This is a genomic window from Kitasatospora sp. NPDC101235 (assembly GCF_044767505.1).
Classification (GTDB): Bacteria; Actinomycetota; Actinomycetes; order Streptomycetales; family Streptomycetaceae; genus Kitasatospora.
In genome coordinates this window covers 287,361-309,135 of record NZ_JBIWNZ010000002.1, presented here as the reverse complement: position 1 = coordinate 309,135, position 21,775 = coordinate 287,361, and the positions used below count along the sequence as shown (strand labels likewise).

The 21,775-nt window shown below is 75.3% G+C and carries 15 protein-coding genes; 5 read left to right on the top strand and 10 right to left on the bottom strand.

Annotated elements, in window-relative coordinates; genetic code table 11:
* Nucleotides 1–77 precede the first annotated feature (77 nt).
* Nucleotides 78–1,049, top strand: a complete 972-nt coding sequence (locus ACIRRH_RS04825) for an endonuclease/exonuclease/phosphatase family protein (protein WP_403061796.1) — start codon at nucleotides 78–80, stop codon at nucleotides 1,047–1,049.
* Nucleotides 1,050–1,071: 22 nt separating this feature from the next.
* Here ACIRRH_RS04825 and ACIRRH_RS04820 read toward each other — a convergent pair whose 3' ends face one another.
* The 4 genes from ACIRRH_RS04820 to ACIRRH_RS04805 form a co-directional block, all read right to left on the bottom strand.
* On the bottom strand, nucleotides 1,072–2,283 hold the full coding sequence (locus ACIRRH_RS04820; protein WP_403061793.1) for a PP2C family protein-serine/threonine phosphatase: 1,212 nt from the start codon (nucleotides 2,281–2,283) through the stop codon (nucleotides 1,072–1,074).
* A 191-nt stretch (nucleotides 2,284–2,474) separates the two neighbouring features.
* Entirely contained in the window at nucleotides 2,475–5,699 is a 3,225-nt protein-coding gene (locus tag ACIRRH_RS04815; protein ID WP_403061791.1) for a UvrD-helicase domain-containing protein, read from the bottom strand.
* A 32-nt stretch (nucleotides 5,700–5,731) separates the two neighbouring features.
* Nucleotides 5,732–9,052 carry an ATP-dependent helicase gene (locus ACIRRH_RS04810; protein ID WP_403061788.1) on the bottom strand — a complete coding sequence of 1,107 codons (3,321 nt, stop codon included), beginning with the start codon at nucleotides 9,050–9,052 and terminating at the stop codon, nucleotides 5,732–5,734.
* Between the two features lie 82 nt (nucleotides 9,053–9,134).
* A complete protein-coding gene (locus ACIRRH_RS04805; protein ID WP_403061785.1) occupies nucleotides 9,135–9,512 on the bottom strand; it encodes an MGMT family protein in 378 nt (125 codons plus the stop codon).
* Nucleotides 9,513–9,647: 135 nt separating this feature from the next.
* Here ACIRRH_RS04805 and ACIRRH_RS04800 point away from each other — a divergent pair, with 135 nt between their 5' ends.
* A complete protein-coding gene (locus ACIRRH_RS04800) occupies nucleotides 9,648–12,416 on the top strand; it encodes a flippase-like domain-containing protein (RefSeq protein ID WP_403061782.1) in 2,769 nt (922 codons plus the stop codon).
* A gap of 82 nt (nucleotides 12,417–12,498) precedes the next feature.
* Here ACIRRH_RS04800 and moeZ read toward each other — a convergent pair whose 3' ends face one another.
* From moeZ to ACIRRH_RS04775, 5 genes are all read right to left on the bottom strand, one after another.
* Nucleotides 12,499–13,677: an adenylyltransferase/sulfurtransferase MoeZ gene (moeZ, locus tag ACIRRH_RS04795; RefSeq protein ID WP_403061780.1), complete on the bottom strand. Its 1,179-nt coding sequence runs from the start codon at nucleotides 13,675–13,677 to the stop codon at nucleotides 12,499–12,501.
* 229 nt (nucleotides 13,678–13,906) lie between these two features.
* The gene (locus tag ACIRRH_RS04790) at nucleotides 13,907–14,899 is read right to left on the bottom strand and encodes an NAD-dependent epimerase/dehydratase family protein (RefSeq protein WP_403061777.1); all 993 of its coding nucleotides are present in this window, start codon (nucleotides 14,897–14,899) and stop codon (nucleotides 13,907–13,909) included.
* A 143-nt stretch (nucleotides 14,900–15,042) separates the two neighbouring features.
* The gene (locus ACIRRH_RS04785) at nucleotides 15,043–16,134 is read right to left on the bottom strand and encodes a hypothetical protein (protein WP_403061774.1); all 1,092 of its coding nucleotides are present in this window, start codon (nucleotides 16,132–16,134) and stop codon (nucleotides 15,043–15,045) included.
* Complete coding sequence (locus ACIRRH_RS04780) at nucleotides 16,134–17,780, bottom strand: DUF3492 domain-containing protein (RefSeq protein WP_403061771.1); 1,647 nt, start codon at nucleotides 17,778–17,780, stop codon at nucleotides 16,134–16,136. The genes ACIRRH_RS04785 and ACIRRH_RS04780 overlap by 1 nt, the downstream gene beginning before the upstream one ends.
* 509 nt (nucleotides 17,781–18,289) lie before the next feature.
* Nucleotides 18,290–19,192 carry an alpha/beta fold hydrolase gene (locus ACIRRH_RS04775; RefSeq protein ID WP_403061768.1) on the bottom strand — a complete coding sequence of 301 codons (903 nt, stop codon included), beginning with the start codon at nucleotides 19,190–19,192 and terminating at the stop codon, nucleotides 18,290–18,292.
* Nucleotides 19,193–19,412: 220 nt separating this feature from the next.
* On the opposite strand from ACIRRH_RS04775, the gene ACIRRH_RS04770 reads away from it, so the two are divergent.
* The 3 genes from ACIRRH_RS04770 (at nucleotide 19,413) to ACIRRH_RS04760 (ending at nucleotide 20,895) form a co-directional block, all read left to right on the top strand.
* Nucleotides 19,413–20,075: a TetR/AcrR family transcriptional regulator gene (locus tag ACIRRH_RS04770; protein ID WP_224285173.1), complete on the top strand. Its 663-nt coding sequence runs from the start codon at nucleotides 19,413–19,415 to the stop codon at nucleotides 20,073–20,075.
* Nucleotides 20,076–20,205: 130 nt separating this feature from the next.
* Complete coding sequence (locus ACIRRH_RS04765) at nucleotides 20,206–20,433, top strand: DUF3107 domain-containing protein (RefSeq protein WP_403061765.1); 228 nt, start codon at nucleotides 20,206–20,208, stop codon at nucleotides 20,431–20,433.
* Nucleotides 20,434–20,568: 135 nt separating this feature from the next.
* Nucleotides 20,569–20,895 carry a hypothetical protein gene (locus ACIRRH_RS04760; protein WP_403061763.1) on the top strand — a complete coding sequence of 109 codons (327 nt, stop codon included), beginning with the start codon at nucleotides 20,569–20,571 and terminating at the stop codon, nucleotides 20,893–20,895.
* An 8-nt stretch (nucleotides 20,896–20,903) separates the two neighbouring features.
* On the opposite strand, the gene ACIRRH_RS04755 is transcribed toward ACIRRH_RS04760, so the two are convergent.
* The gene (locus ACIRRH_RS04755) at nucleotides 20,904–21,632 is read right to left on the bottom strand and encodes a ferritin-like fold-containing protein (RefSeq protein ID WP_403061760.1); all 729 of its coding nucleotides are present in this window, start codon (nucleotides 21,630–21,632) and stop codon (nucleotides 20,904–20,906) included.
* Between the last annotated feature and the right edge of the window lie 143 nt (nucleotides 21,633–21,775).

Below are 21,775 nucleotides of genomic sequence, written 5' to 3'. Positions count from 1 at the left end.
CGAGTATGTATACCCGGTATGCCCTACCGCCTCAAGCCGAGCACCCCTCCCCCGGCGAGCGGGTACCGTCGTGCGGTGTGAGCCAGTTGCGCATCGCCACCTTCAACCTGTTGCACGGCCAGCCCCTCGCCCCGGACGGCGCCCCACGGCCCTACCCCTCCGACGCCGGCACGCCGCTGGCGGATGCGGTGGCCGCCCTGGACGCCGACGTGCTGGCGCTCCAGGAGGTGGACCGGCACCAGTCGCGTTCCGGCGGCACCGACCAGGCGGCGGTGGCGGCCTCGGCGATGGGCGCCAAGGACTGGCGCTTCGCCGCCGCGCTGCACGGCCGCCCGGCGCCGGTGGCGGGCTGGGTGCCCGAGCCGTCCGGCCCGAACGGCCTGCGGGTGTACGGGCCGGACGAGGTGGACGACGGCTCCCCGCCCTCCTACGGGACGGCGCTGCTGACGAGGCTTCCGGTACGGCACTGGCGGGCCCGGCGGTTCGCCCCGGCACCGTTCGGGCTGCCGCTGCGAGTGGCCGGGCGGCGCGGGCTGACCCCGGTGCCGGACGAGCCGCGGGCCGCGCTGGCGGCCGTCCTGGACGGCGAGCGGGGTCCGTTCACCGTGGTGGCGGCGCACCTGTCCTTCGTCCCCGGCTGGAACATGGCGCAGCTGGCCGGCATCCGGCGCTGGATCGCCGACCTTCCCCAGCCGTACCTGGTGCTGGGCGACTTCAACCTGGTCGGCGCGGTGCCGCGCACGGTGCTCGGCGGGGCGACGGTGCTGGAGCGCACCGCGCCCCGGGTGCGGGTGCGCGAGCTGCGGGCGGCCCGGCGGGCCCGCCCGGCCCTGGCCGAGCCGCAGCGGCGCCGGGCACGCGGGCCGCGCCCCCGCCTCCAGGGCTGGCACGACCTGGCGCGCACGCCGACCTACCCCTCGCACCGGCCCGCGGTGCAGTTCGACCACGTCCTGGCGATCGGCGTGCCGCGCACGGCGGTCGGCCCGGCGGCGGCGCCGCGCGCGGCGGTGTCGGACCACCGCCCGCTGCTGGTCGAGGTGTCGCTGTAGAGGCGGGCCGGCCCTGACGCACCTACTGGCGCGTCAGGACTCCGGCCTGCTGTGGGAGATGAACGGTGCTCACGACCTGGGATCCCGCCGCGCCGAGCGCCGACGGGGGGTCGAACTGGAGCAGCAGCATGGCCGCGTCGTCGCCGAGCTGGCGCCCGACGTGGCGCACCACGTCCTCGTGCAGTCGCTGCAGGACGTCGGCCGGGCGGCCGGCGGCGCAGCGCGGGAAGCGTTCGGCGAGCGGGTAGAAGACGCCCGTGCGGTCGCGGGCCTCGATCACCCCGTCGGTGAACAGCAGCACCCGGTCGTCGCCCTGGAGCAGCAGCCGGTGCACCGGCGGGCGCACGTCGGCCGGGTCGAGGACGCCCAGCGGCGGTACGGTCTCGGCGAGTTCGAGCGGGCTGACCTCCCCGCCGCGCAGCAGCAGCGGGGCGGGGTGGCCGCAGTTGACGATCTCCGCGGCGCCGTCGGGCCCGACGCCGATCAGCACCAGGGTGACGAACTCCTCCTCCACGCCCGGGTGGTCGTTCTCGTGCAGGGCGCGGTCGAGGCTGACGGCCAGCCAGCCGGCCACCCGGTCCAGGGCGGCCTCCTGGTGGGCGGCCTCGCGGAAGGCCCCGAGCACGGCGGCGGCCGTCTCCACCGCGCCGAGGCCCTTGCCGCGCACGTCCCCGACCACGGCCCGCACCCCGTGCCGGGTGTTGACCACCTCGTAGAGGTCGCCGCCGATCCGGGCGTGCGCGGCGGCGGCCTCGTAGTGGACGGCCGCCCGGACGGTGCCGACCCGCTCGGGGACGGGCCGCAGCAGGACCCGGCGGGCGATCGAGGCGACCAGCTGGGCGTCGGCCAGCGCCCGCTCCTGGCGCAGCCTCAGGGTGGCGCTGACCCAGCCGATCGCGGCGACGAGCAGGATCGCGAAGACGCTGGCGGCGTGCACGGACTCGCCGAGGGTGTCGCTGCGGAAGGCCATCAGGAAGGCCGCCGCCTCGGTGCCCAGGCCGATGGCGAGCGGGTACCAGGTACGGCGGCTGACCACGGCGGCCAGCGCGGGCACGGCGGTGAGGGCCGGTTCGACCGTCACCTTGGTGCCGCTGAGGTAGTCGAGGGCGACGATCAGCACCATGCCGATGAACGGCAGCGCGAGTGCCGTCCTCGGCCAGGTGCCGGTCGCGCGCGGGGCGGGCCCCGGTGTCGGCCCGGCGAACCGCTCTCTGATCCATCCGGTCGCGCTCAACTTCGGTCTCTCCAGCAGAAGACGCCGATGCCCAAGGGCACCTGCGGTGATGACTGAGGGTCAGGGAATGCGGGCCTCGCTGGCGGCCGGAGCACGGGGGTTGACCGGTTACCGACCCCACAATAGGCGCGAAACGTGCACGACGCACAGGTTTCGGGCACTGGCGCGATGACTTGGATGCTCTGCGTGACTCAATAGTCACTGTTCCCGATCAGGAGCCGTTCCAACTCTTTTCGGTCGGGAAGTCCGGTCGGACGCACGATCCGGCCACTGCGGACGTACAGGAACGAAGCCGTGACCTGCTCGGGATCGACGCCCGCGTGCTCGGCCCAGGCCAGCCGGTAGACCGCGAGCTGCAACGGGTCGGCGGTCTCCTCCCGGTGGGTCTTCCAGTCCACCACTTCGTAGCGTGACGCACTGACGGATTCCGACAACGCGTCATCTTCCCGGTAGACCGCGTCGATCCGGCCCCGCACCACCCGGCCCGCCAGCACCAGCTGGAACGGCACCTCCACCCGGTGGGGCCTGCGCTGCGCGTACGGGGTGCGCAGGAACGCCTCCTTGAGTCGCTCCAGGTCCTGCTCGTCCTCGATGCCGTCGTCGTCGGCGCCGGGCAGGGCGCCGGGCTCGACCAGCAGCAGCGGCTCGATCCGGGACTGGACCCAGGCGTGGAAGCGGGTGCCGCGCCGGGCCGCCGGCTGCGGCGGGCGCGGCATCGGGCGGGCCAGGTCGTGCGCGAAGCCGTCCGGGTCGGCGGCCAGCCGCAGCAGCTGGGTGGCGGACAGCGCCGCGGGCAGCGGCACGTCCCGCGCGGTGCGCCGGGAGCGCTCCAACTCGCCCAGCAGCGCGGTCAGATCGCGGTCCCAGGAGGCGATCTGGCGCTGGTCCTCGGGGGCCGTCTCCTCGGCCTCGGGAGCGGGCGCTCCGGCCACCCGCGCGCGCACCACCTCGGCGACCCGGCGGCGGGCGTGCTGGGCGGCCGGGTCCAGCGGCAGCGGCCAGGGGCGCTCGACGGGTGCGGCCAGTGCCGGGTTCCCGGCGCCCTTCTCCGGCTGCTCGGCCCAGTGCTCGACCTCGCCCGCGCCGGGCCGCTCGCAGTGCTCGCGCAACCGCTCCAGGAAGGCGGACGGGCCGCGGACGGTCTTCTGGCTCGGCCCCCACCAGTGCCCGGAGGCCAGCAGCAGCGACCGCGGCCGGGTGAACGCCACGTAGCCCAGGCGCAGTTCCTCGGTGGCGGAGTGCTCGGCCAGCTCCTTCTTGAACGCGGTCATCGACTTCCCGTTCCACCCTCCGCGCACGTCGGGCAGAGTTTCGGCGTCGCCGCGCAGGGCGTGCGGGAGCACGCGCTTGGTGCTCGTCCAGCGTTCGCGCGGGCTGGACGAGGGGAACGCGCCCCGCACCAGGCCGGGCACCGCCACCACGTCCCACTCCAGGCCCTTGGACTTGTGCGCGGTGAGCACCTTCACGGTGTCCTCGCCGCCGGGCAGGCTGCTGTCCAGGCCGCGCTCGTACTCCTGGGCGGCCCGCAGGAAGCCGAGGAAGGCCGACAGGCCCGGGTCGCCGTCGAGGTCGGCGAAGGAGGCGGCGACGTCCAGGAAGGCGTGCAGGGTCTCCCGCCGGCGGGCGGCCAGGGCCTGCGGGGAGGCGGCGAGTTCGACTTCCAGGCCGGTGACGGACAGCACCCGGTGCAGCACGTCCATCAGCGGGTCGGCGAGCGAGCGGCGCAGTTCGCGCAGCTCGGCGGCGAGCCGGGCGAAACGCACCCGCGCCTCGGCGGAGAACGGCAGCTCGTCCGGCTTCCCCTCCTCACCGGACGGGGCGTCGAGGAAGGTCTCCACCGCGTCGGCCAGCGAGACCACCTCGGTCGGGTCGGCCTCGGCGACCGCCGCGGCCAGCGCCTCGACGCCCTCGGGCCGGTCGGTGCGCACCAGGTCGGCGGCCCGGCGGCCGAGCAGCGCGAGGTCGCGCGGGCCGATCCGCCAGCGCGGTCCGATCAGCAGGCGCACCAGCGCGGCGTTGGCGGTCGGGTCCTGCAGCACCTCGCAGACCGCCACCAGGTCGGCCACCTCGGGCAGCTGCAGCAGCCCGCCGAGGCCCACGACCTCGACCGGCACCTCCCGGGCGACGAGCGCGGCGTGGATGTCCGGGAAGGCCGCACCGCCGCGGCACAGCACGGCGATCCGGCCCGGCGCGGTGCCGGTGCGCACCAGGTGGGTGATCGAGTCGGCGAGCCAGTCGATCTCCTCGGCGTGGGTGGGCAGCAGCGCCGCGCGCACGTAGCCGTCCTGTTCGGCGCCGGGGGCCGGGCGCAGCGCCTCCACGCCCTCGTGCATCTCCCGCAGCGGGGCGGCGAGTTCGTTGGCGAAGGCGAGCAGGCGTCCGCCGCTGCGGCGGTTCTCGCTGAGCGCGTAGCGGTCGGCGGGGCGGCCGTCGGCCTTCGGGAAGTGCCGGGGGAACTCGTCCAGGTTGGCCACGGAGGCGCCGCGCCAGCCGTAGATCGCCTGGCAGGGGTCGCCGACGGCGGTCACCGGGTGGCCGCTGCCGGTGCCGTCCGGGCCGGCGCCGAACAGGCCGGCGAGCATCAGCCGCTGGGCGACCGAGGTGTCCTGGTACTCGTCCAGCAGCACCACCTTGAACTGGCCGCGCAGCAGCCCGCCGACCTCCGGGCGCTGCTGGGCGAGGCGGGCGGCGGCGGCTATCTGGTCGCCGAAGTCCATCAGCCCGGCGGAGCGCTTGCGGCGCCGGTAGTCCTCGACCAGCCGCAGCAGCTCCAGCCGGGCCCGGGCGGTGGCCGGGACGGCCCGCAGGTCGTCGTTGGTCAGCTTGACGGTGGCGAGGGTGTCCAGCAGCTCCTCGTCGAAGTCGCGCAGGGTCTGCGGCTCGACCAGGTGCTCGGCGAGCTCGCCGTCCAGCGCGGTCAGGTCGGCGACCAGGTTGGCGAAGGTGCCGGTGAGCGCGGGGAACGGGCCGCGGGCGGTGCGCAGCACCTTGGCGGCGAGCTGGAAGCGGGTGGCGTCGGCGAGCAGCCGGACGTCCGGCTCGATGCCGATCCGCAGGCCGTGCTCCTTGAGCAGGCGGCCGGCGAAGGCGTGGTAGGTGGAGATCTCCGGGTCCCCGAGCGGCTCGACGCCCCGGTCCGTGACCCCGGCCCGCAGGAGGGACAGGCGCACCCGTTCGGAGAGCTCGCCAGCGGCCTTGTTGGTGAAGGTGAGGCCGAGCACCTCCTCGGGCCGTACGGCGCCGGAGCCGACCAGCCAGACGACCCGGGCGGCCATCACCGTGGTCTTGCCGGAGCCGGCGCCGGCCACGATCACGGCCGGCTCCAGGGGGGCGCCGATGGCCGCCATCTGCTCCCGGTTGAACGGGATCCCCAGCAGCTCCTTGAGCTGGTCGGGATGGCTGAGCACGGCGGTCACCCCGCAACCGTAACCGGAGCGACGGACAATCCTCACTCGACCAGTTGGGCGCCGTCGCGCTGGGCGGAGCAGCTGCGGCGGAAGGCGCAGCGGTCGCAGCCGCCGCCGGTCTGCGGGACGAAGCGCTCGGCGAGGACCTTCCCGGCCGCCTCGGCGAGCAGGTTCTCGATCCAGGGCTCGCCCTCCGGCGGCTCCTGCCGCTGCACCTTCGGGGCGTCCTGGGCGGCCTTGGCGGCGGGCTCGCGCAGGTGGACCAGTTCGGCGCCGCCGGTGTCCGGCGGGTGCGCGGTGAAGCCGGGCAGCTCGTTGAGGGCGCCGGCCCGGACGGCGAGCTGGTACACGGCGAGCTGCTTGTGCTCGGGCAGCGACTTGTCGGTGGGTATCTGCTTGCCGGTCTTGAAGTCGACGACGTAGGCGCGCCCGGCCGCGTCCTTCTCCACCCGGTCCATCGAGCCCCGGATGCGCACCGAGACGCCGCCGACGTCGAGGGTGACGTCGAAGCCGTGCTCGGTGGCGACGAGGTCCCGGCCGCGCTCCAGGACGTGCCAGTTGAGGAAGCGCTCCAGGGCGGCTCGGGCCTCGGTCTTCTCCTGGTGGGACTTCCAGGGGGCGTCGAAGGCCAGCGCGTCCCAGACGGTGTCCAGCCGCTCCATGAGCACGGCGAGGTCGGCGGGGGTGCGGCCGGAGCCGACCTCGTCGGCGAGGGCGTGCACCACGTTGCCGAAGCCCTGGGCGGCCGAGCCCGCGCCGCGCGCCTTGACCTCCTTGTCCAGGAACCACTGCAGGGAGCAGCTCTCCAGCTGCTCCAGCCCGCTGCCGGACAGCCGGACCGGCGCGTCGGCGCTGCGCAGCGGCTCGGGGGCGGTGGTCGGGTCGTCCAGGCCCCACCAGCGCTCGGGGCGGGCGGCGGGCACCAGCGGCAGCCCGTCCTCGTCGGTGGCGGCGGCGAGGGTGGCGAGCCGTTCGGCGGCGGCGCGGCGCAGTTCGGGCGAGCGGGCGGGGTCGACGGTGACCGCGCGCAGTTCGGCGACCAGCGCGGCCACCGACAGCGGGCGGCGCGGGCGGTGGGTGACGTCCTCGACGGTGACCGGCGGGGTGCGGCGGACCACCTTGCCGGTCCTGGGGTCGATGTCCTCGCGGTAGAGCTCGCGCAGGAAGCGGGACGGCTCGTCGCCGTCGTCGGCGGGGGCCTTGACGGCGGTGACGATCAGCCGCTCCTTGGCCCGGGTCGCGGCAACGTAGAAGAGCCGGCGCTCCTCACCGAGCAGCGCGCCCGGGGAGAGCGGTTCGGCGAGGCCGTCGCGGCCGATCCGGTCGGCTTCGAGGAGGGAGCCGCGGCGGCGCAGGTCGGGCCAGAGGCCGTCCTGGACGCCGGCCACCACGACCAGGCGCCACTCCAGGCCCTTGGAGCGGTGGGCGGTCATCAGCCGCACCGCCTCGGGGCGCACGGCCCGGACGGTGAGGGTGTCGGCGGCGATGTCCTGGGCTTCGAGTTCGGCGAGCAGGTCCAGGGCGCTGCGGTGGCCGGTGACCTGCTCCTCGGCCCGGGCGGCGGTCTCGAAGAGGGCGCACAGCGCGTCCAGGTCGCGGTCGGCGTTGCGGCCGGCCGCGCCGCCGCGCAGGGCGGCCCGCTCCAGGCGTTCGCGCCAGCGGCGGCTGCCGTCCCACAGCTCCCAGAGCGCCTCCTCGGCGGTGCAGCCGCCGGCCAGCAGCTCGCGGACCTTGCGCAGCAGGGTGCCGAGGTCGCGGGCCCGGCGGGCGTGCGCGGGGTCGAGGGCGACGAGGCGCTCGGGTTCGGCGAGGGCCTCGCGGATCAGCTCGCCGGCCGGGCGCGGGACGGTGGCGGGGCGGCCGTCGGCGCGCAGCGCGGCGCGCTCCTCCTCGCGCAGGGCCCGGCCGAGGCGGCGCAGGTCGGAGCCGTCGAGGCCGCCGAGCGGGCCGGTGAGCAGGGCGTGCGCCAATTCGGTGGTGAGCGGGTCGGGAGCGTCCGGATCGCCCTGCTTGTCCCGGGCGGCCTGCTCGGCGCAGACCCGCAGGGCGAGCAGCAGCTGGGCGACGGCCGGCTCCTCGCGCAGCGGCAGGTCGTCGCCGTCGATCTCCAGCGGGACGCCGGCCGCGCCGAGCGCCCGCCGCACGCCGGGGATGGAGCGGGCGCCGGCCCGGACGAGCACGGCCATCTCGCCCCAGGGCACGCCGTCCTCCAGGTGGGCGCGGCGCAGCAGGTCGGCGATCGAGTCCAGCTCGGCGCCGGGGGTCGGGTAGGTGTAGACCTCGACCCTCCCGCCCTCCCGGGAGGGCAGCAGGGCACGGTGCTGGGCGAGCTTGTCGGCGGGCAGCCGGCCCATCGGCATCCGGCGGGCGACCTCCCGGGAGGCGGCGAGCAGCACGGCGCCGGAGCGGCGCGAGACCCGCAGCACCTTGACCTCGGCGGGGCTGCCGTCGGCCTGCCGGAAGGTCTGCGGGAAGTCGAGGATGCCGTTGATGTCGGCGCCGCGGAAGGCGTAGATCGACTGGTCCGGGTCGCCGACCGCGACCAGGTCGCGCCCGCCGCCGGCCAGCTGGCGCAGCAGCCGGACCTGGGAGGGGTCGGTGTCCTGGTACTCGTCGACGAAGACGACCTCGTAGCGCCGCCGCAGTTGCTCGCCGACCTCGGGGCGCTCGGCGAGCAGCACGGCGCGGTGGACGAGTTCGGCGTAGTCGAGGACGCCGCGCAGGTCGAGCACGTCGAGGTAGTCGGCCAGGAAGTGCGCGGCGGCGGCCCAGTCGGGGCGCTGGACGCCTCGGGCGAAGCGCTCCAGCTCGGCCTCGCCGAGGCCCAGTTCGCGGCTGCGGGCGAGGACCGCGCGGACCTCGTCGGCGAAGCCGCGGGTGGTCAGGCAGGCCCGCAGGTCCAGCGGCCACTCGATGCGGGTGCTGCCGAGCTTGGCGTCCTCGGCGCCGCCGGCCAGCAGTTCGCGGACCATGACGTCCTGCTCGGGGCCGGAGAGCAGCCGCAGCGGCTCGGCGTAGTCCTCCGGGTCCTGGTGGGCGCGCAGCAGGGCGTAGCAGAAGGAGTGGAAGGTGGTGGCCTGCGGGGCGGCGGCCGAGCTGCCGAGCCGGCCGGACATCCGGTCGCGCAGCTCGGTCGCGGCCTTGCGGCTGAAGGTGAGGACGAGGATCCGCTCGGGGTCGGTGCCGTCCTCGATCCGCCGGGCGACCGCCTCGACCAGCGTCGTGGTCTTGCCCGTGCCGGGGCCGGCCAGGACCAGCAGCGGCCCGCCGGCGTGCTCGACCACGGCGCGCTGGTAGGCGTCCAGCACCGGCGGATCGGGCTGGACGAGCGGGCTGCGCACGAGCCGGTAGGGGGAGCTCACGAAGTGGTCCTGGGGTCGAACTGGGGCATGGCGGGGGCGGACCCTCCGGGCCCGCCCGCATCGAGCCTACGATCCTGCCCCGTCAATCCCGCTCGTGTGGCGGTTTCGCCGGGTTCTCCTCGCCGTCCCAGCGGGCCCGCCGGAGGTCGACCCGGGGCGGGTCGGCGAGTTCGCGCAGCGGGGTGCCCTCCTCGCCGTAGTGGGCGAGGGCGCGCTGTTCGTGCCCGGGCAGGAGGCGGCCGTCCGCGCGGATCACCCGCCACCAGGGCACCGAGCCGCCGTACAGTGCCATCACCCGGCCGACCTGCCGGGGGCCGCCCTGGCCGAGGTACTCGGCGACGTCGCCGTAGGTCATCACCCGGCCGGGTGGAATCCGCTCGGTCAGGTCGAGCACCAGTTCGGCGAACGGTGGCAGGGCATCCGGAAGACCGTCGTGTGTTACGTCCGTCACCTGCGGCATCCTTCCCTATGGGGGCGAACCCGCGGCACCGTGCGATCGATCCGCCGCGCCTGATCCGCCCCCTGTCCCGCACGGGAGGCCGGGGCATGCCACCATCTTCCGGGGCGGTGAGTGGTGATACGAGGACAAGACCAGATGACCGGGACGGCTGACGTGGGCGTGGACAAGGACTCCGACGAGTCCGCTGCCGCCGTGCCGTCGGCACCCGGGAACGAGAGCGAAGGCCGGCCCGAACCGGGGCCGACGCCGGAAGTCTCCCTGATCAAGGACCGAACGATCAAGACCCCCGCACCCGCGAAGACCCCCGGACAGCCCGGCCCGCCGCAGGCCGAGACCACCACGGCCCCGGAACCCGCCGCCCCGGGACCCGCGGCCGCGGCCCCGGAGGCTCCCGCCGGCCCGCCCGACGACCACGCCCCGCTGGACGACGCCCCGCACCTGGACGTCGACGAGCCGCTGCTCGCCGCCCGCGCGCACCGCCCGTCCGACCTGATCCGCTTCCTGGCCGGCGTCCTCGGGATCGTCGCCGTCTTCCTGCTGGCCGGCATCGCCACCTCGACGACCACCGGCATCGAGCAGGACATCGCCACCAACGCACCGCACTTCTCCGTGGTGTTCTCCACCATCACCGGCCTGATCTCCAGCGTCGCGGTGCTCGCGGTGCCGCTGGCCTTCGCCGTCGAGCGGCTGATCAAACGCGACGGCCTGCGGGTCGCCGACGGCGTGCTCGCCTCGGTGCTGGCGTACGGAGTCTCGCTCGGCATCGACTGGTGGGTGGCCGAAGGCGCCTCCGACAACATCCGGGAAGCGCTGACCCGGCTGCCGATGGACAGCAACGGCACCCTCACCGACCCGGTGCACGGCTACCTCGCCCCGGTGATCGCCTACATGACCGCCGTCGGCATGTCGAGCAGACCGCGCTGGCGGGTCGCCCTGTGGGTGGTGGTGGTCTTCAGCGGGATCACCGAGCTGCTCGGCGGCTACACCACCCCGCTGTCGCTGCTGCTCACCGTGCTGATCGGCTGGTCCGTCGCCTACGGCACGCTGTACGCGATCGGCTCCCCCAACATCCGGCCCACCGGCCAGCACCTGATGATCGGCCTGCGCAAGGTCGGCTTCACCCCGGCCGGCGCCGTGCGCGCCCCCGACGCCCCCGGCGGCACCCGCCGCTACCACGTCATCCAGCAGGGCGGCCCCCCGCTGGACGTGCACATCATCGACCGCGAGCAGCAGGCCTCCGGCTTCTTCTACCGGGCCTGGCGGCGGCTGCGGCTGCGCTCGGTGGCGGTGCGCCGCAGCCCCCAGTCGCTGCGCCAGGCGCTGGAGCAGGAGGCCCTGATCGCGTACGCGGCGGCCGCCTCGGGCGCCCACGCGCCGCAGCTGGTCGCCACCTCCGAGCTGGGCCCGGACGCCGCGATCCTGGTGTACGAGAACGTCGAGGGCTGCACCCTGGACGAGCTCTCCGACGAGGAGGTCACCGACCCGGTGATGGCCTCGATCTGGCAGTCGGTGGCCGCCCTGCACGAGCGCAGGATCGCCCACCGCCGGCTCACCGGCGAGTCGCTGCTGGTGGTGGACGAGCGGACCGGCTGCCTCGTCAACCTCTCCGGCGGCGACATCGCCGCCACCGACCTGACGCTGCGCATCGACGTCGCCCAGCTGCTCACCACCTTCGCGCTGCGGATCGGCCCGGAGCGCGCCGTCGCCACCGCCAACGCGGTGCTCGGCGCCGAGCGGGTGGCCCAGGCGCTGCCGCTGCTCCAGCCGGTCGGGATGAGCCGCTCCACCCGGGTCGACCTCGCCAAGCTCACCAAGGAGCGCAAGACCGCCGCCCGGGCCAAGGCGCTGGAGCAGGTCGCGGCCGGCGAGCGCACCCAGCAGCAGGCCGAGGAGGACATCGCGGCGGCCGGCGAGGACCTGCTGAGCCGCATCCGCGGCCAGATCCTCCAGATCGCCCCCGAGGCCCCGATGGCCCCGGCCAAGCTGGAACGGCTGAAGCCGAAGAGCCTGATCATGGTGATCGCGCTCACCTTCGCCGCCTACCTGGCCCTGACCACCATCAAGCCCGCCCAACTGAAGCTCTCCCAGATGAACTGGGCCTGGGCCGCGGCCGCCCTGCTCGCCGCCGCGTTCAGCTACGTCGCCGCCGCGATGAGCCTGACCGGCTTCGTCCCCGAGCGGCTGCCGTTCCGGCGCACCGTCGCCGCCCAGCTGGCCGGCTCCTTCGTCAAGCTGGTCGCGCCCGCCGCGATCGGCGGCATCGCGCTCAACACCCGCTACCTGCAGAAGGCCGGCATCCGCTCCGGCCAGGCGGTGGCCTCGGTCGGCGCCTCCCAGCTGGCGGGCCTGGCCGGGCACCTGCTGCTGCTGTTCAGCTTCGGCCTGATCACCGGCAGCCAGACCAACGGGGACCTCTCCGCCTCCCGCGCGGTGATCATCGGCGTGCTGAGCGCCGCCGTGCTCGCACTGGTGGTGGCCGCCGTCGCGCCGCTGCGCCGGTTCGTGCTGGGCCGGCTGCGCTCGCTGTTCTTCGGTGTGGTGCCGCGGATGCTCGACCTGATGCAGACGCCCAGCAAGCTGGTCACCGGCTTCGGCGGCATCCTGCTGCTGACCCTCTCCTTCACCGCCTGCCTGGACTTCTCGGTGCAGGCCTTCGGCGGCAACATCAGCTTCTCGGCCGTCGCGGTGGTCTTCCTGACCGCCAACGCGGCCGGCTCGGCGATCCCCACCCCCGGCGGCATCGGCCCGGTCGAGGTCGCCCTGATCGGTGCCCTGACCGTCGCGGACGTCTCCCCCGCGGTCGCCACCCCGGCGGTCTTCCTCTACCGGGCGCTCACCTTCTGGCTGCCGGTGCTGCCGGGCTGGATCGCCTACAACGTGCTCCAGCGCAAAAACGCGCTCTGAGCCGCCCCCAGGCCGGTCCGGACCTCCCCGCGCCAACGGAAAGGGCCCGCCGGACGGCGGGCCCTTCCACGTGGGGCATCGGTCAGTAGACCGGCTTGTGCGGCTCGATCTGGTTCACCCAGCCGAGCACGCCACCGCCCAGGTGGACGGCGTTGGCGAAACCGGCGGCCTTCACCACGGCCAGCACCTCGGCCGAGCGCACGCCGGACTTGCAGTGCAGCACGATCTTCCTGTCCTGCGGCAGCTTCTCCAGCGCGTCGCCCATCAGGAACTCGTTCTTCGGGATCAGCACCGCGCCGGGGATGTTGACGATCTCGTACTCGCCGGGCTCGCGGACGTCGATGAGGTAGATGTCCTCCTCGTCGTCCTGCCACTGCTTGAGCTGCTGCGAGGTGATGGTCGAACCGGCGGCGGCGGCCTGCGCCTCCTCGGACACGACGCCGCAGAAGGCCTCGTAGTCGATCAGCTCGGTGACCGTCGGGTTCTCACCGCAGACGGCGCAGTTCGGGTCCTTGCGGACCTTCACCTGGCGGTAGTTCATCTCCAGGGCGTCGTAGATCATCAGCCGGCCGACCAGCGGGTCACCGATGCCGGCCAGCAGCTTGATCGCCTCGTTGACCTGGATCGAGCCGATGGACGCGCACAGCACGCCCAGCACGCCGCCCTCGGCGCAGGAGGGGACCATGCCCGGCGGCGGGGCCTCCGGGTAGAGGCAGCGGTAGCAGGGGCCGTGCTCGGCCCAGAACACGCTGGCCTGGCCGTCGAAGCGGTAGATCGAGCCCCACACGTACGGCTTGCCGAGCAGCACCGCGGCGTCGTTCACCAGGTAGCGGGTGGCGAAGTTGTCGGTGCCGTCCACGATCAGGTCGTAGCCGGAGAAGATCTCCATGACGTTGGAGTTGTCGAGGCGCTCCTCGTGCAGCACCACGTTGACGTAGGGGTTGATCTCCTTGACCGAGTCACGCGCCGACTCCGCCTTGGAGCGGCCGACGTCCGACTGGCCGTGGATCACCTGACGCTGCAGGTTCGACTCGTCCACCACGTCGAACTCGACGATGCCCAGCGTGCCGACACCGGCGGCGGCCAGGTAGAGCAGAGCCGGCGAGCCGAGGCCACCGGCGCCGACGCACAGCACCTTGGCGTTCTTCAGCCGCTTCTGCCCCGCCATGCCCACGTCCGGGATGATCAGGTGGCGGGAGTACCGGCGGACCTCGTCAACGGTGAGCTCGTCGGCCGGCTCGACCAGGGGTGGCAACGACACGGGGACTCCGATGGGTCTTGTTCGGGTGGCCAGGGCCAACCTCGGTGTTGGGTTGTTGCTCCGCCACTCGGGTGGCTCTCTAGGCCAACAGTGTCACGCCCCTGCGGTATTCCGAGACAGCCCGTCCGATGGGCGAGACGGGCGGCGTCGGATCGTGGAACCGGCGACGGGGGCCCCGGAAGGCGCCCCGGGCCCGTGGTTGACGGGCCCGGGGCGCCGCGCGGCGCCGTCACACCCGACAGGCCGTCTCCAGCCAGACGTCTCCCAGCGACTCCTCCAGCGGCACCTGTGTCCGCCATCCGAGACGGTCCCGGGCGGTGCGCACGTCCGCCTGCCGCCACGGCACCGGCTCGCCCGGCACCGCCCGGCCCTCCGGGCGGTGCCCCTCCGGCCGGTGCCCGGGCAGGTGGTGGCCGGGCAGGTGGTGGTCGCCGCCCGCCCCGGCGAGCTGCGCGGGCAGCAGGGCCTGCCGGTTCTCCTCGACGATCTGCCCCTCGAAGCCCGAGGCCCGCACCAGCAGCTGGGCCGCGTCCCGGGCCCGGACGGCGTGCCCGCTGCCGACGTTGATGACCCCGGTGGCGGCCGACACCGCGGCCGCCTGGATGGCCCGGGCGACGTCCCGCACGTCCACGAAATCCCGGTATCCGGACAGGTCCGGCATCCGCACCTGGTGCTCGTCCCGCTCCAGCGCCCGCCGCAGGCCCTCGGCCAGCCGCCCGAACAGCGAGGCGGTCGGCGCCCCCGGGCCCACCACGTCGAACACCCGCAGCACCGCCGCGTCCAGCCCGGAGGCCAGCACCAGCTCCGTCCCGGCCAGCTTGGACACCCCGTACGGGCCGACCGGCCGCGGCTCGGCCTGCTCGGAGACCGGCACCCCGCCGGGCACCGGCCCGTACTCGGCGGCCGAGCCGACGTGCACCAGCCGGGCCGGCTCCCGGCTGCGCCGGATGGCCTCGCAGACCGTCGCGACGGCCAGCGTGTTCGCCCGGATCAGGGTGCGCGAGCTGCCGTAGGTCGCGCCCGCACAGTTGATCACCACCTGCGGCGCGACCGCGTCCAGGAACCGGGCCAGCGCGCCCGGGCTCCCGGTGGTCAGGTCGAAGCGGATGTCGGCCGAGTCGCGCCGGCCGAGCACCGCCACCTGCAACTCCTGGTCCATCAGCAGACGATCGGTGACCCGGCGGCCGATGAAGCCGTCGGCGCCCAGCAGCAGCACCCTCATCGGGGGTGTCCTTCCACGAAGCCAGTTCGGGACGACCTGGCGGACCGAATTCAACGAAGTTCAACGAACGGGACGACAGCGGGGACCGCGAACCGGACCCCAACAACGGTCGAACGGGGGTTTGCGACGGAGGTGGACGGTGCTCAACGGTGCGAGCCGGCCCGGCCGAGCACCGCCCCGGCGTACGCCAGCAGCGCCACCGCGACGGTCCCGCCGCCCAGCAGCCAGGCCTCCGCGGCGGAGCACCCCAGGGCGAGCGGTCCGAGCACCGCGGCGGCCCCGGCGCACGCCCCCGCCGCGGCGGCCGCCGTCCGGCCGCACCGCGCCAGCAGCACCGACAGCACCAGCAACAGGCCCAGCACGCCCTGCGCCGCCCACTGGGCGGGGCCGGCCCGCTCGGCCGCCAGGTGCAGCAGCCCGTCACCGTGGCCCGGCCCGGGGCGCGGCGCGACCACGGCCGTCACGGCCAGCGCGGCGAAGCTCAGCGCCCCGAGCACCGCCAGGTACAGGGCCAGCGCGACCGGGAGCACCGGACGCATCCGGGCCCGGAACCCGGCCAGGGTGCCCGCCGCGCCCAGGTGGCCGCGGCCGACCTCCCGGTACCAGCGGGCCGTCCGCTCGGCCACCCCGGCCGACACCGCCGCCGCCAGCACCAGCGCGACGGCCGCCGGGCGGTCCCCGCCCGGCGCGGCCGGCGGGAGCAGCAGCAGCGCGGCCAGGCCCAGCCCGTGGCCCAGCGCCGCCGGGCGCAGCCGGGAGCCGGGGCGCGGCCGGGGCGCCGGCACCGGCCACAGGGCATCCGGCGCTCGGGCGGGCACGGCGCACGGCGGGCCGGGCTCGGCCGGGGCCGGCGCGGTCAGCGCGGGCAGCAGCACCAGCGGGACGGCGGCGGACAGCAGCACCGGCCAGTGGGGGCCGAGCGCGGCCACCCCCGCGCAGGGCAGCGCGGCCAGCGCGGCGGCCGGCGCGGCCCGGGCCGGCGGGGCCCCTCCCGGGTGCGGCTCCACCGGCCCGGGCACCGGCGGCCGGCGGGGCACCCGGGCGTACAGCTCCTCGGCCAGCGAGAACAGGTCGGCGTGCCGGCAGCGGGCGGCGGTGTCCGGGCCGAGCCCGGCCTCCTCCAGCCCGGCGGCGATCTCCAGCGGGTCGACGGCGCGCTCGCACAGCTCCCGGTGCTCCGTCATCACCTCGCGCACCGGATCCGCGCTGCTGCCGAGCAGGGTGGCGCCGGACATCAGAGGGCCTCCGCGAGTTCGGCCGGCCGCTGCCCGGCCGACTCCCGCACCCCGGTCCGGACGGTGCCGCCGCACTGCTCGTCGCCGGAGCCTCCACCGTCCGCCGGAGCCTCCTGCGCGCCGCCGCGCGGACCGTCGGCCAGCCAGTACTCGGCGGGGCGGGCGAACGGGCGCGGCATCGGCCCGTCCTCGCCGCCGCCCCCGCCGCCGGGGAAGGCCGGGTACTGCGAGACCAGCTCCAGGTAGATCTCCCGGAAGGCACCGATCACCGGCTCCACGGCGAAGCGTTCCTGCGCCCTCAGCCGCCCGGCCAGCCCGAGCCGGCCCCGTCGCTCCTCGTCGCGCAGCAGCGCCAGGCAGGCGCCGGCCAGGGCGCGAGGATCGCGGGCGGGCACCAGCAGCCCGGTCGGCCCGACCACCTCGCGGGCCACCCCGACGTCGGTGGAGACCACCGCCCGGCCGCTGAGCATCGCGTCCGCGAGCAGCCGGGGGCTGCGCTGGGAGAGCCCCGAGAAGACCGCCACCGTGCCCGACTCCCAGACCCCGGCGAGCGAGCCGGGCCGCCCGGCGAAGTCCACCGCCCCGGCCACCCCCAACCGTTCGGCCACCGCCGCGCAGTGCGCCCGGTAGCCGGGCGCCGCCTCCTCGCCGTACACCACCAGCCGGGCGGCGGGCAGTGCGGCGCGGACCCGGGCGAAGGCGTGCAGCGCGAGCTCCGGGTCCCGCCCCGGCTCCAGCGCGCCCGCCCACACCAGGACCGGCGCCGCGGGCTCCGGCCCGGCGGCCGGGCGGTCGACCGCCGGCGTGCCCTCGTACACCACCCGGGTGCGGGCCGGGTCGGCCCCGCAGCGGCGCTGCCACTGCTGGTCGTGGGCGCTGCCGGCGGTGAGTATCGCGGCCTGCCGGTAGGTCTCCTCGGTGAGCGCCCGGAAGAAGGACAGCAGCAGCGCCCGGACCGGCCACCGGTACGGCGCCTCGCGGTAGCCGAGGTACTGCTCGCACAGGTGCAGGCCGTGCTCGGTCACCACGAACGGCACCCCGTGCAGGTGCCGGGCCACCAGGGCGGGCAGCGCGGCCGGGCCGCCGCCGACCACGTGGCACAGGTCGGCCGCGCCGAGGCCGCCGGGGCCGGTGCCGTACCAGGGTGCGGACAGCGGGCGCAGGCACTGCTCCAGCAGGTCCGCCGCGACCAGCACGTCGCACACCGGCGGCTGCCCGGCCGCGGTGTCCGCGCCGGGCAGCCGCCAGGTCCGCTCCAGCAGCCGGCGGGCGTGCGCGGAGGCCAGGAAGGCGGGCAGCGCGCCGTCCTCCCGGGCGAGCGCCGCCAGCCGGTACAGCCCGGGGCCGAAGCCGGCTCGCTCCCCGGGCAGCACGAGCGCCCGCACCAGTTGTTCGTACGCTCCGGCGTACCGGCGTCTGCGCAGCGCGCCCGGCGCCCGGCCGTCCGGCCTGCGCCCCCACAGCGCCAGCTCGTGCGCGCCGCGCCAGGCGGGCGACGGCCGCTCGGGCCCCGCGCCATCCGGGCCAGTCAGCAGGTACAGCTCGAACCCGTGCTCCGGCAGGCCCTCGGCCAGCCGGTCGCACCAGCCTCCGGTGCCACGCTGGGGATGCGGACGGGCACCCTCGGTGAGCAGGGCAACGCGCACGGGAGACCTCCAGGGCAGAGCGGATTCGCTGGGCGGGATCGCGGACGGATCGACGGACTGCCGGACGGCCCGGGCAGTCGCCCGGGGCACCCCCGCACGGCGGCGGGGACGGTCGGGGCCGGGGAGCCCGGTCGGCCCGGGCCGGCGTCGCGGGTGCCTCCGTGCGGCCCGCCGGCGGCCCGGTCGCGGACGCGCCGCGTTCCGGTCCCCCGGGCGCCCGCCCGCTCCGGCGGTCGGGCCCGACCCGCCGGGCCCCTCGGCCGTGGCCACCCTCCGGTTCCTCCGGCGGCCGCGACTCCCCCACACCTGTTCGGTCCGACAGCAGAAAGGTAGGACCGGCCCAGGCCGATCCATCGGTCACATGCCTGCCTGCCACCTGATCGAGTGAACCGCCGTGACCTCGGCCCGAGCCGGGCCGTTACCGGGCGGTGTGCGCGGTCGCCCGCGCGACCCCGCACGGGCCTGCGGTCTGCCCGCCGCGGCGCTCGCTCGGCCCCCGGTGCGTGCGATCAGTTCCCGGTGCGTGCGATCAGTTCCCGCACCGCCCGGGCGACCTCCTCGGGGTGCTCCATCATCGCCACGTGCCCGGACTCCGGCAGCACCAGCAGCCGGGCGTCCGCGAAGGCCGCGCAGGCACGGCGGGCCGAGCGGTAGGAGACCAGCTTGTCGCGCAGCCCGTAGACCAGCAGCACCGGCGCCCCGACCTGCTCGGCCTGCCGCCACAGCGCCTGGTCGCCGCGCTCGGTGTACGCCGAGACGATGCCGCGGGCCGAGCCGACCAGCGCCTGCATCGCGTGCGGCACTTCCAGCCGGCGCCGGTACTCGGCCACCGCCCGGGCCCGGGTCGCCGGGCTCAGGCCGTCCGGGTCGCCGTAGATCAGCCGCAGCAGGTCCTCGGTGGCCGCCTCAACGTCGCGCCCGCCCGTGGACAGCCGGCGCAGCAGCGCGGGCACCCCGGGCACCGCGAGCAGGCCGGTCGGCCAGGCGGAGCGCTGCGGGGGCAGCTCGGGCAGGGCCGGGGAGACCAAGGTGAGGCTGCGCACCAGGTCCGGGCGCAGGGCCGCCAGCCGGACGGCGACCGCACCGCCCAGCGAGTTGCCGAACAGGTGGACCGGGCCGCGGCCGGAGGCCTCCAGGTAGCCGATCACCGCGCGCACGTGTCCGGAGACGGTGAGGTTGCCGTCGGCGGGCGGGTTGGAGCGGCCGAAACCGGGCAGGTCCACGGCCTCGCCGTCGACCTGTCCGGAGAGCCGGCCCATCAGGGCCTCCCAGTTGGCGGCCGAGCCGCCGAGGCCGTGCACGAAGAGCCCGGGCTCACGCCCGTCGGCGGCGCCGTCGTCGGCGGGGCGGTGCACCGCGAGCACCGCACCGGGGACCTCGACCGTACGTACCTGCTGCTCAGCGCTGCTCATGGTGGACGATGGTAGTGAGCCCCGGTCGACCGCCCCGAGGTGGTCCGGCCGTCGGCCGCCTCCCTCACACCACTGCCGAGGCCGAGGTCAGCGCCGTATTGTGGGCTCCTGACAACCAGGCCGACCGTCTTTTCTCGCCTTCGCCGAACACGGGCGCGGTTACCGAAAAGTAGAATCGGCCATCTTGCCAGCCGCGAACAGACCCGAAGTGAGGAGCGCCGTGACGGCCATCCAGGAGGCGCAGGAGCGCCCGCGCGGTGCCCGCCTGCCGCGAAGCGCCCGCCGTGAACAACTGCTCGGTGCCGCCCAGGAGGTGTTCGTCGCGCAGGGCTACCACGCGGCTGCCATGGACGACATCGCCGACCGCGCCGGGGTCAGCAAGCCGGTGCTCTACCAGCACTTCCCGGGGAAGCTGGAGCTCTACCTGGCGCTGCTGGACAAGCACTGCGACGCCCTGGTCGAGTCGACCCGCGAGGCCCTGTCGACGACCACCGACAACAAGCAGCGGGTGGCCAACACCATGGAGGCGTACTTCAACTACGTCTCCAGCGAGTCCGGCGCCTTCCGGCTGGTCTTCGAGTCGGACCTCACCAACGAGCCGGCCGTGCGCGAGCGGGTCGAGCGGGCGTCCGAGGCGAGCGCGACGCTGGTCAGCAAGGTGATCCAGGAGGACACCGACCTGCCCGAGGCGGAGTCCAAGCTGCTGGCCGCCGGGGTCTGCGGTCTGGCCCAGATCACCGCCCGGTACTGGCTCTCGCAGGGCCTGGAGATCCCCCGCGACGAGGCGGTGCGGCTGGTCGCCAGCCTGTCGTGGCGCGGGCTGAAGGGCTTCCCGATGCACTCCGGCGAGCAGCCCGGCGAGGGCGCCGCCCACCAGGGCTGATCCGACGACCTTCGTCTGGCCGGTGATCCGGTGCTCTATGGTGAAGCCGTACGGCGCGGTCGCCGCGAACGCTTGTCCAGGCGGTCGGGTGCCCGTGCGTGGAGGCTGCAACCCCGGAGGGACGGAAGCCGTGGAGGTCAAGATCGGCGTGCAGAACGCGCCGCGCGAGATCGTGATCGAGAGCTCGCAGACTGCCGATGAGGTCCAGAGCGCGATCGCGAAGGCGCTGGAGGGCTCGGAGAAGATCTTCGTGCTGTCCGACGAGCACGGCCGCCGCATCATCGTCCCGGCCGAGCGCCTGGCGTACGTGGAGATCGGCGAGCAGGCCGCCCGCAAGGTCGGCTTCGGCACCTCCTGAGGCGCCGCCGCACAGGATCGTCCGGTGCCCCGTTCCCGCGAGGGAGCGGGGCACCGTCGCGTGTACGGCCGGGTGGGGCGGGGTACGGCGAGGGTGCGGCGCCGGTGCCGCACGCCCGTCCCCCGGGAGGCAGCCTTGCTGGTCGAGTCGATCGCCTTCGCCCTCGTCGGCCTGGTCACGGGCTGCGCCGCCCTGCTGGTCCTGCCCGCGTACTTCCGGGCCGCCCGGGCCCTGACACTGGGCACCGCGCTGGCGGCGGCACTGGTCGGCGGGGTGGTCGCGCACTTCGGCGTGGACGGGCGCCAGCCGGCGGTGTCCGTCACGGCCGCTGCGGTGGCCTCGGGCGTGCTCACCTCGCTGCTGGCCCGGCCGGACCACGCCGCCGGGCGCGCACCGGCGCACCGGCACCACCCGCACCGGCCCGGCGCCCACCGCGCTTCGCGGCGGCACCGGGCGGCCTGAGCGCCGCTCTAGGAAGCCAGGCCGAGGGCGGCCATCCGCCTGGTGTGCGCCTCGGTGATCCGGTTGAACATCTTGCCGACCTCGACCAGGTCGAAGCCCTGCACCTGGACGCCGCCGACCAGCAGGTTGGACAGCGCGTCGCGCTCGGCGACCACCCGCTGGGCCTGGCTGAGCGCCTCGCCCATCAGCCGCCGGCCCCACAGGGCGAGCCGGCCGCCGGCCCGCGGGTCGGCCTCGATCGCCTGGCGGACCTTGTCGACGGCGAACTGGGCGTGGCCGGTGTCGGACATGACGCTCAGCACCAGGTCGCGGGTGTCGTCGTCCAGCCGGACGGCCACCTCGCGGTAGAAGTCGGTCGCGATGGCGTCGCCGACGTAGGCCTTGACCAGGCCCTCCAGCCAGTCCGCGGGCGCCGTCATCCGGTGGAACAGCTCCAGCGGCTCGACGAAGGGCCGCATCGCGTCCTGCGGGTCGGCGCCGACCTCGGCGAGCCGGTCGTGCAGCCGCTGGTAGTGCTGGAACTCGGCGCAGGCCATCCGGGCCAGCGCCGCCTTGTCGGCGAGGTCGGGCGCCATCTTGGCGTCCTCGGCGAGCCGCTCGAAGGCGCTCAGCTCGCCGTACGCGAGCGCCCCGAGCAGGTCGAGCACGGCCGCCCGGTAGCCGGGGTCGGCCGAGCACGCGGCCCAGTCCCCGATCGAGCCGGCTGCCGCGTCCTGCGTCTCACCATGGGTCTCCATGACCCGCAACTTTAGTCCCGCCCGCCCGGCTCCCCCACCACCAGGCACGCCCGGGTGACCGGCCGGACCGGCCGGTCCGGTGGCAGTTGCCGGGGGCAATGTCGGACGCGTCACGTGTTCGAGTCGTCGGCTGACTGTATGGT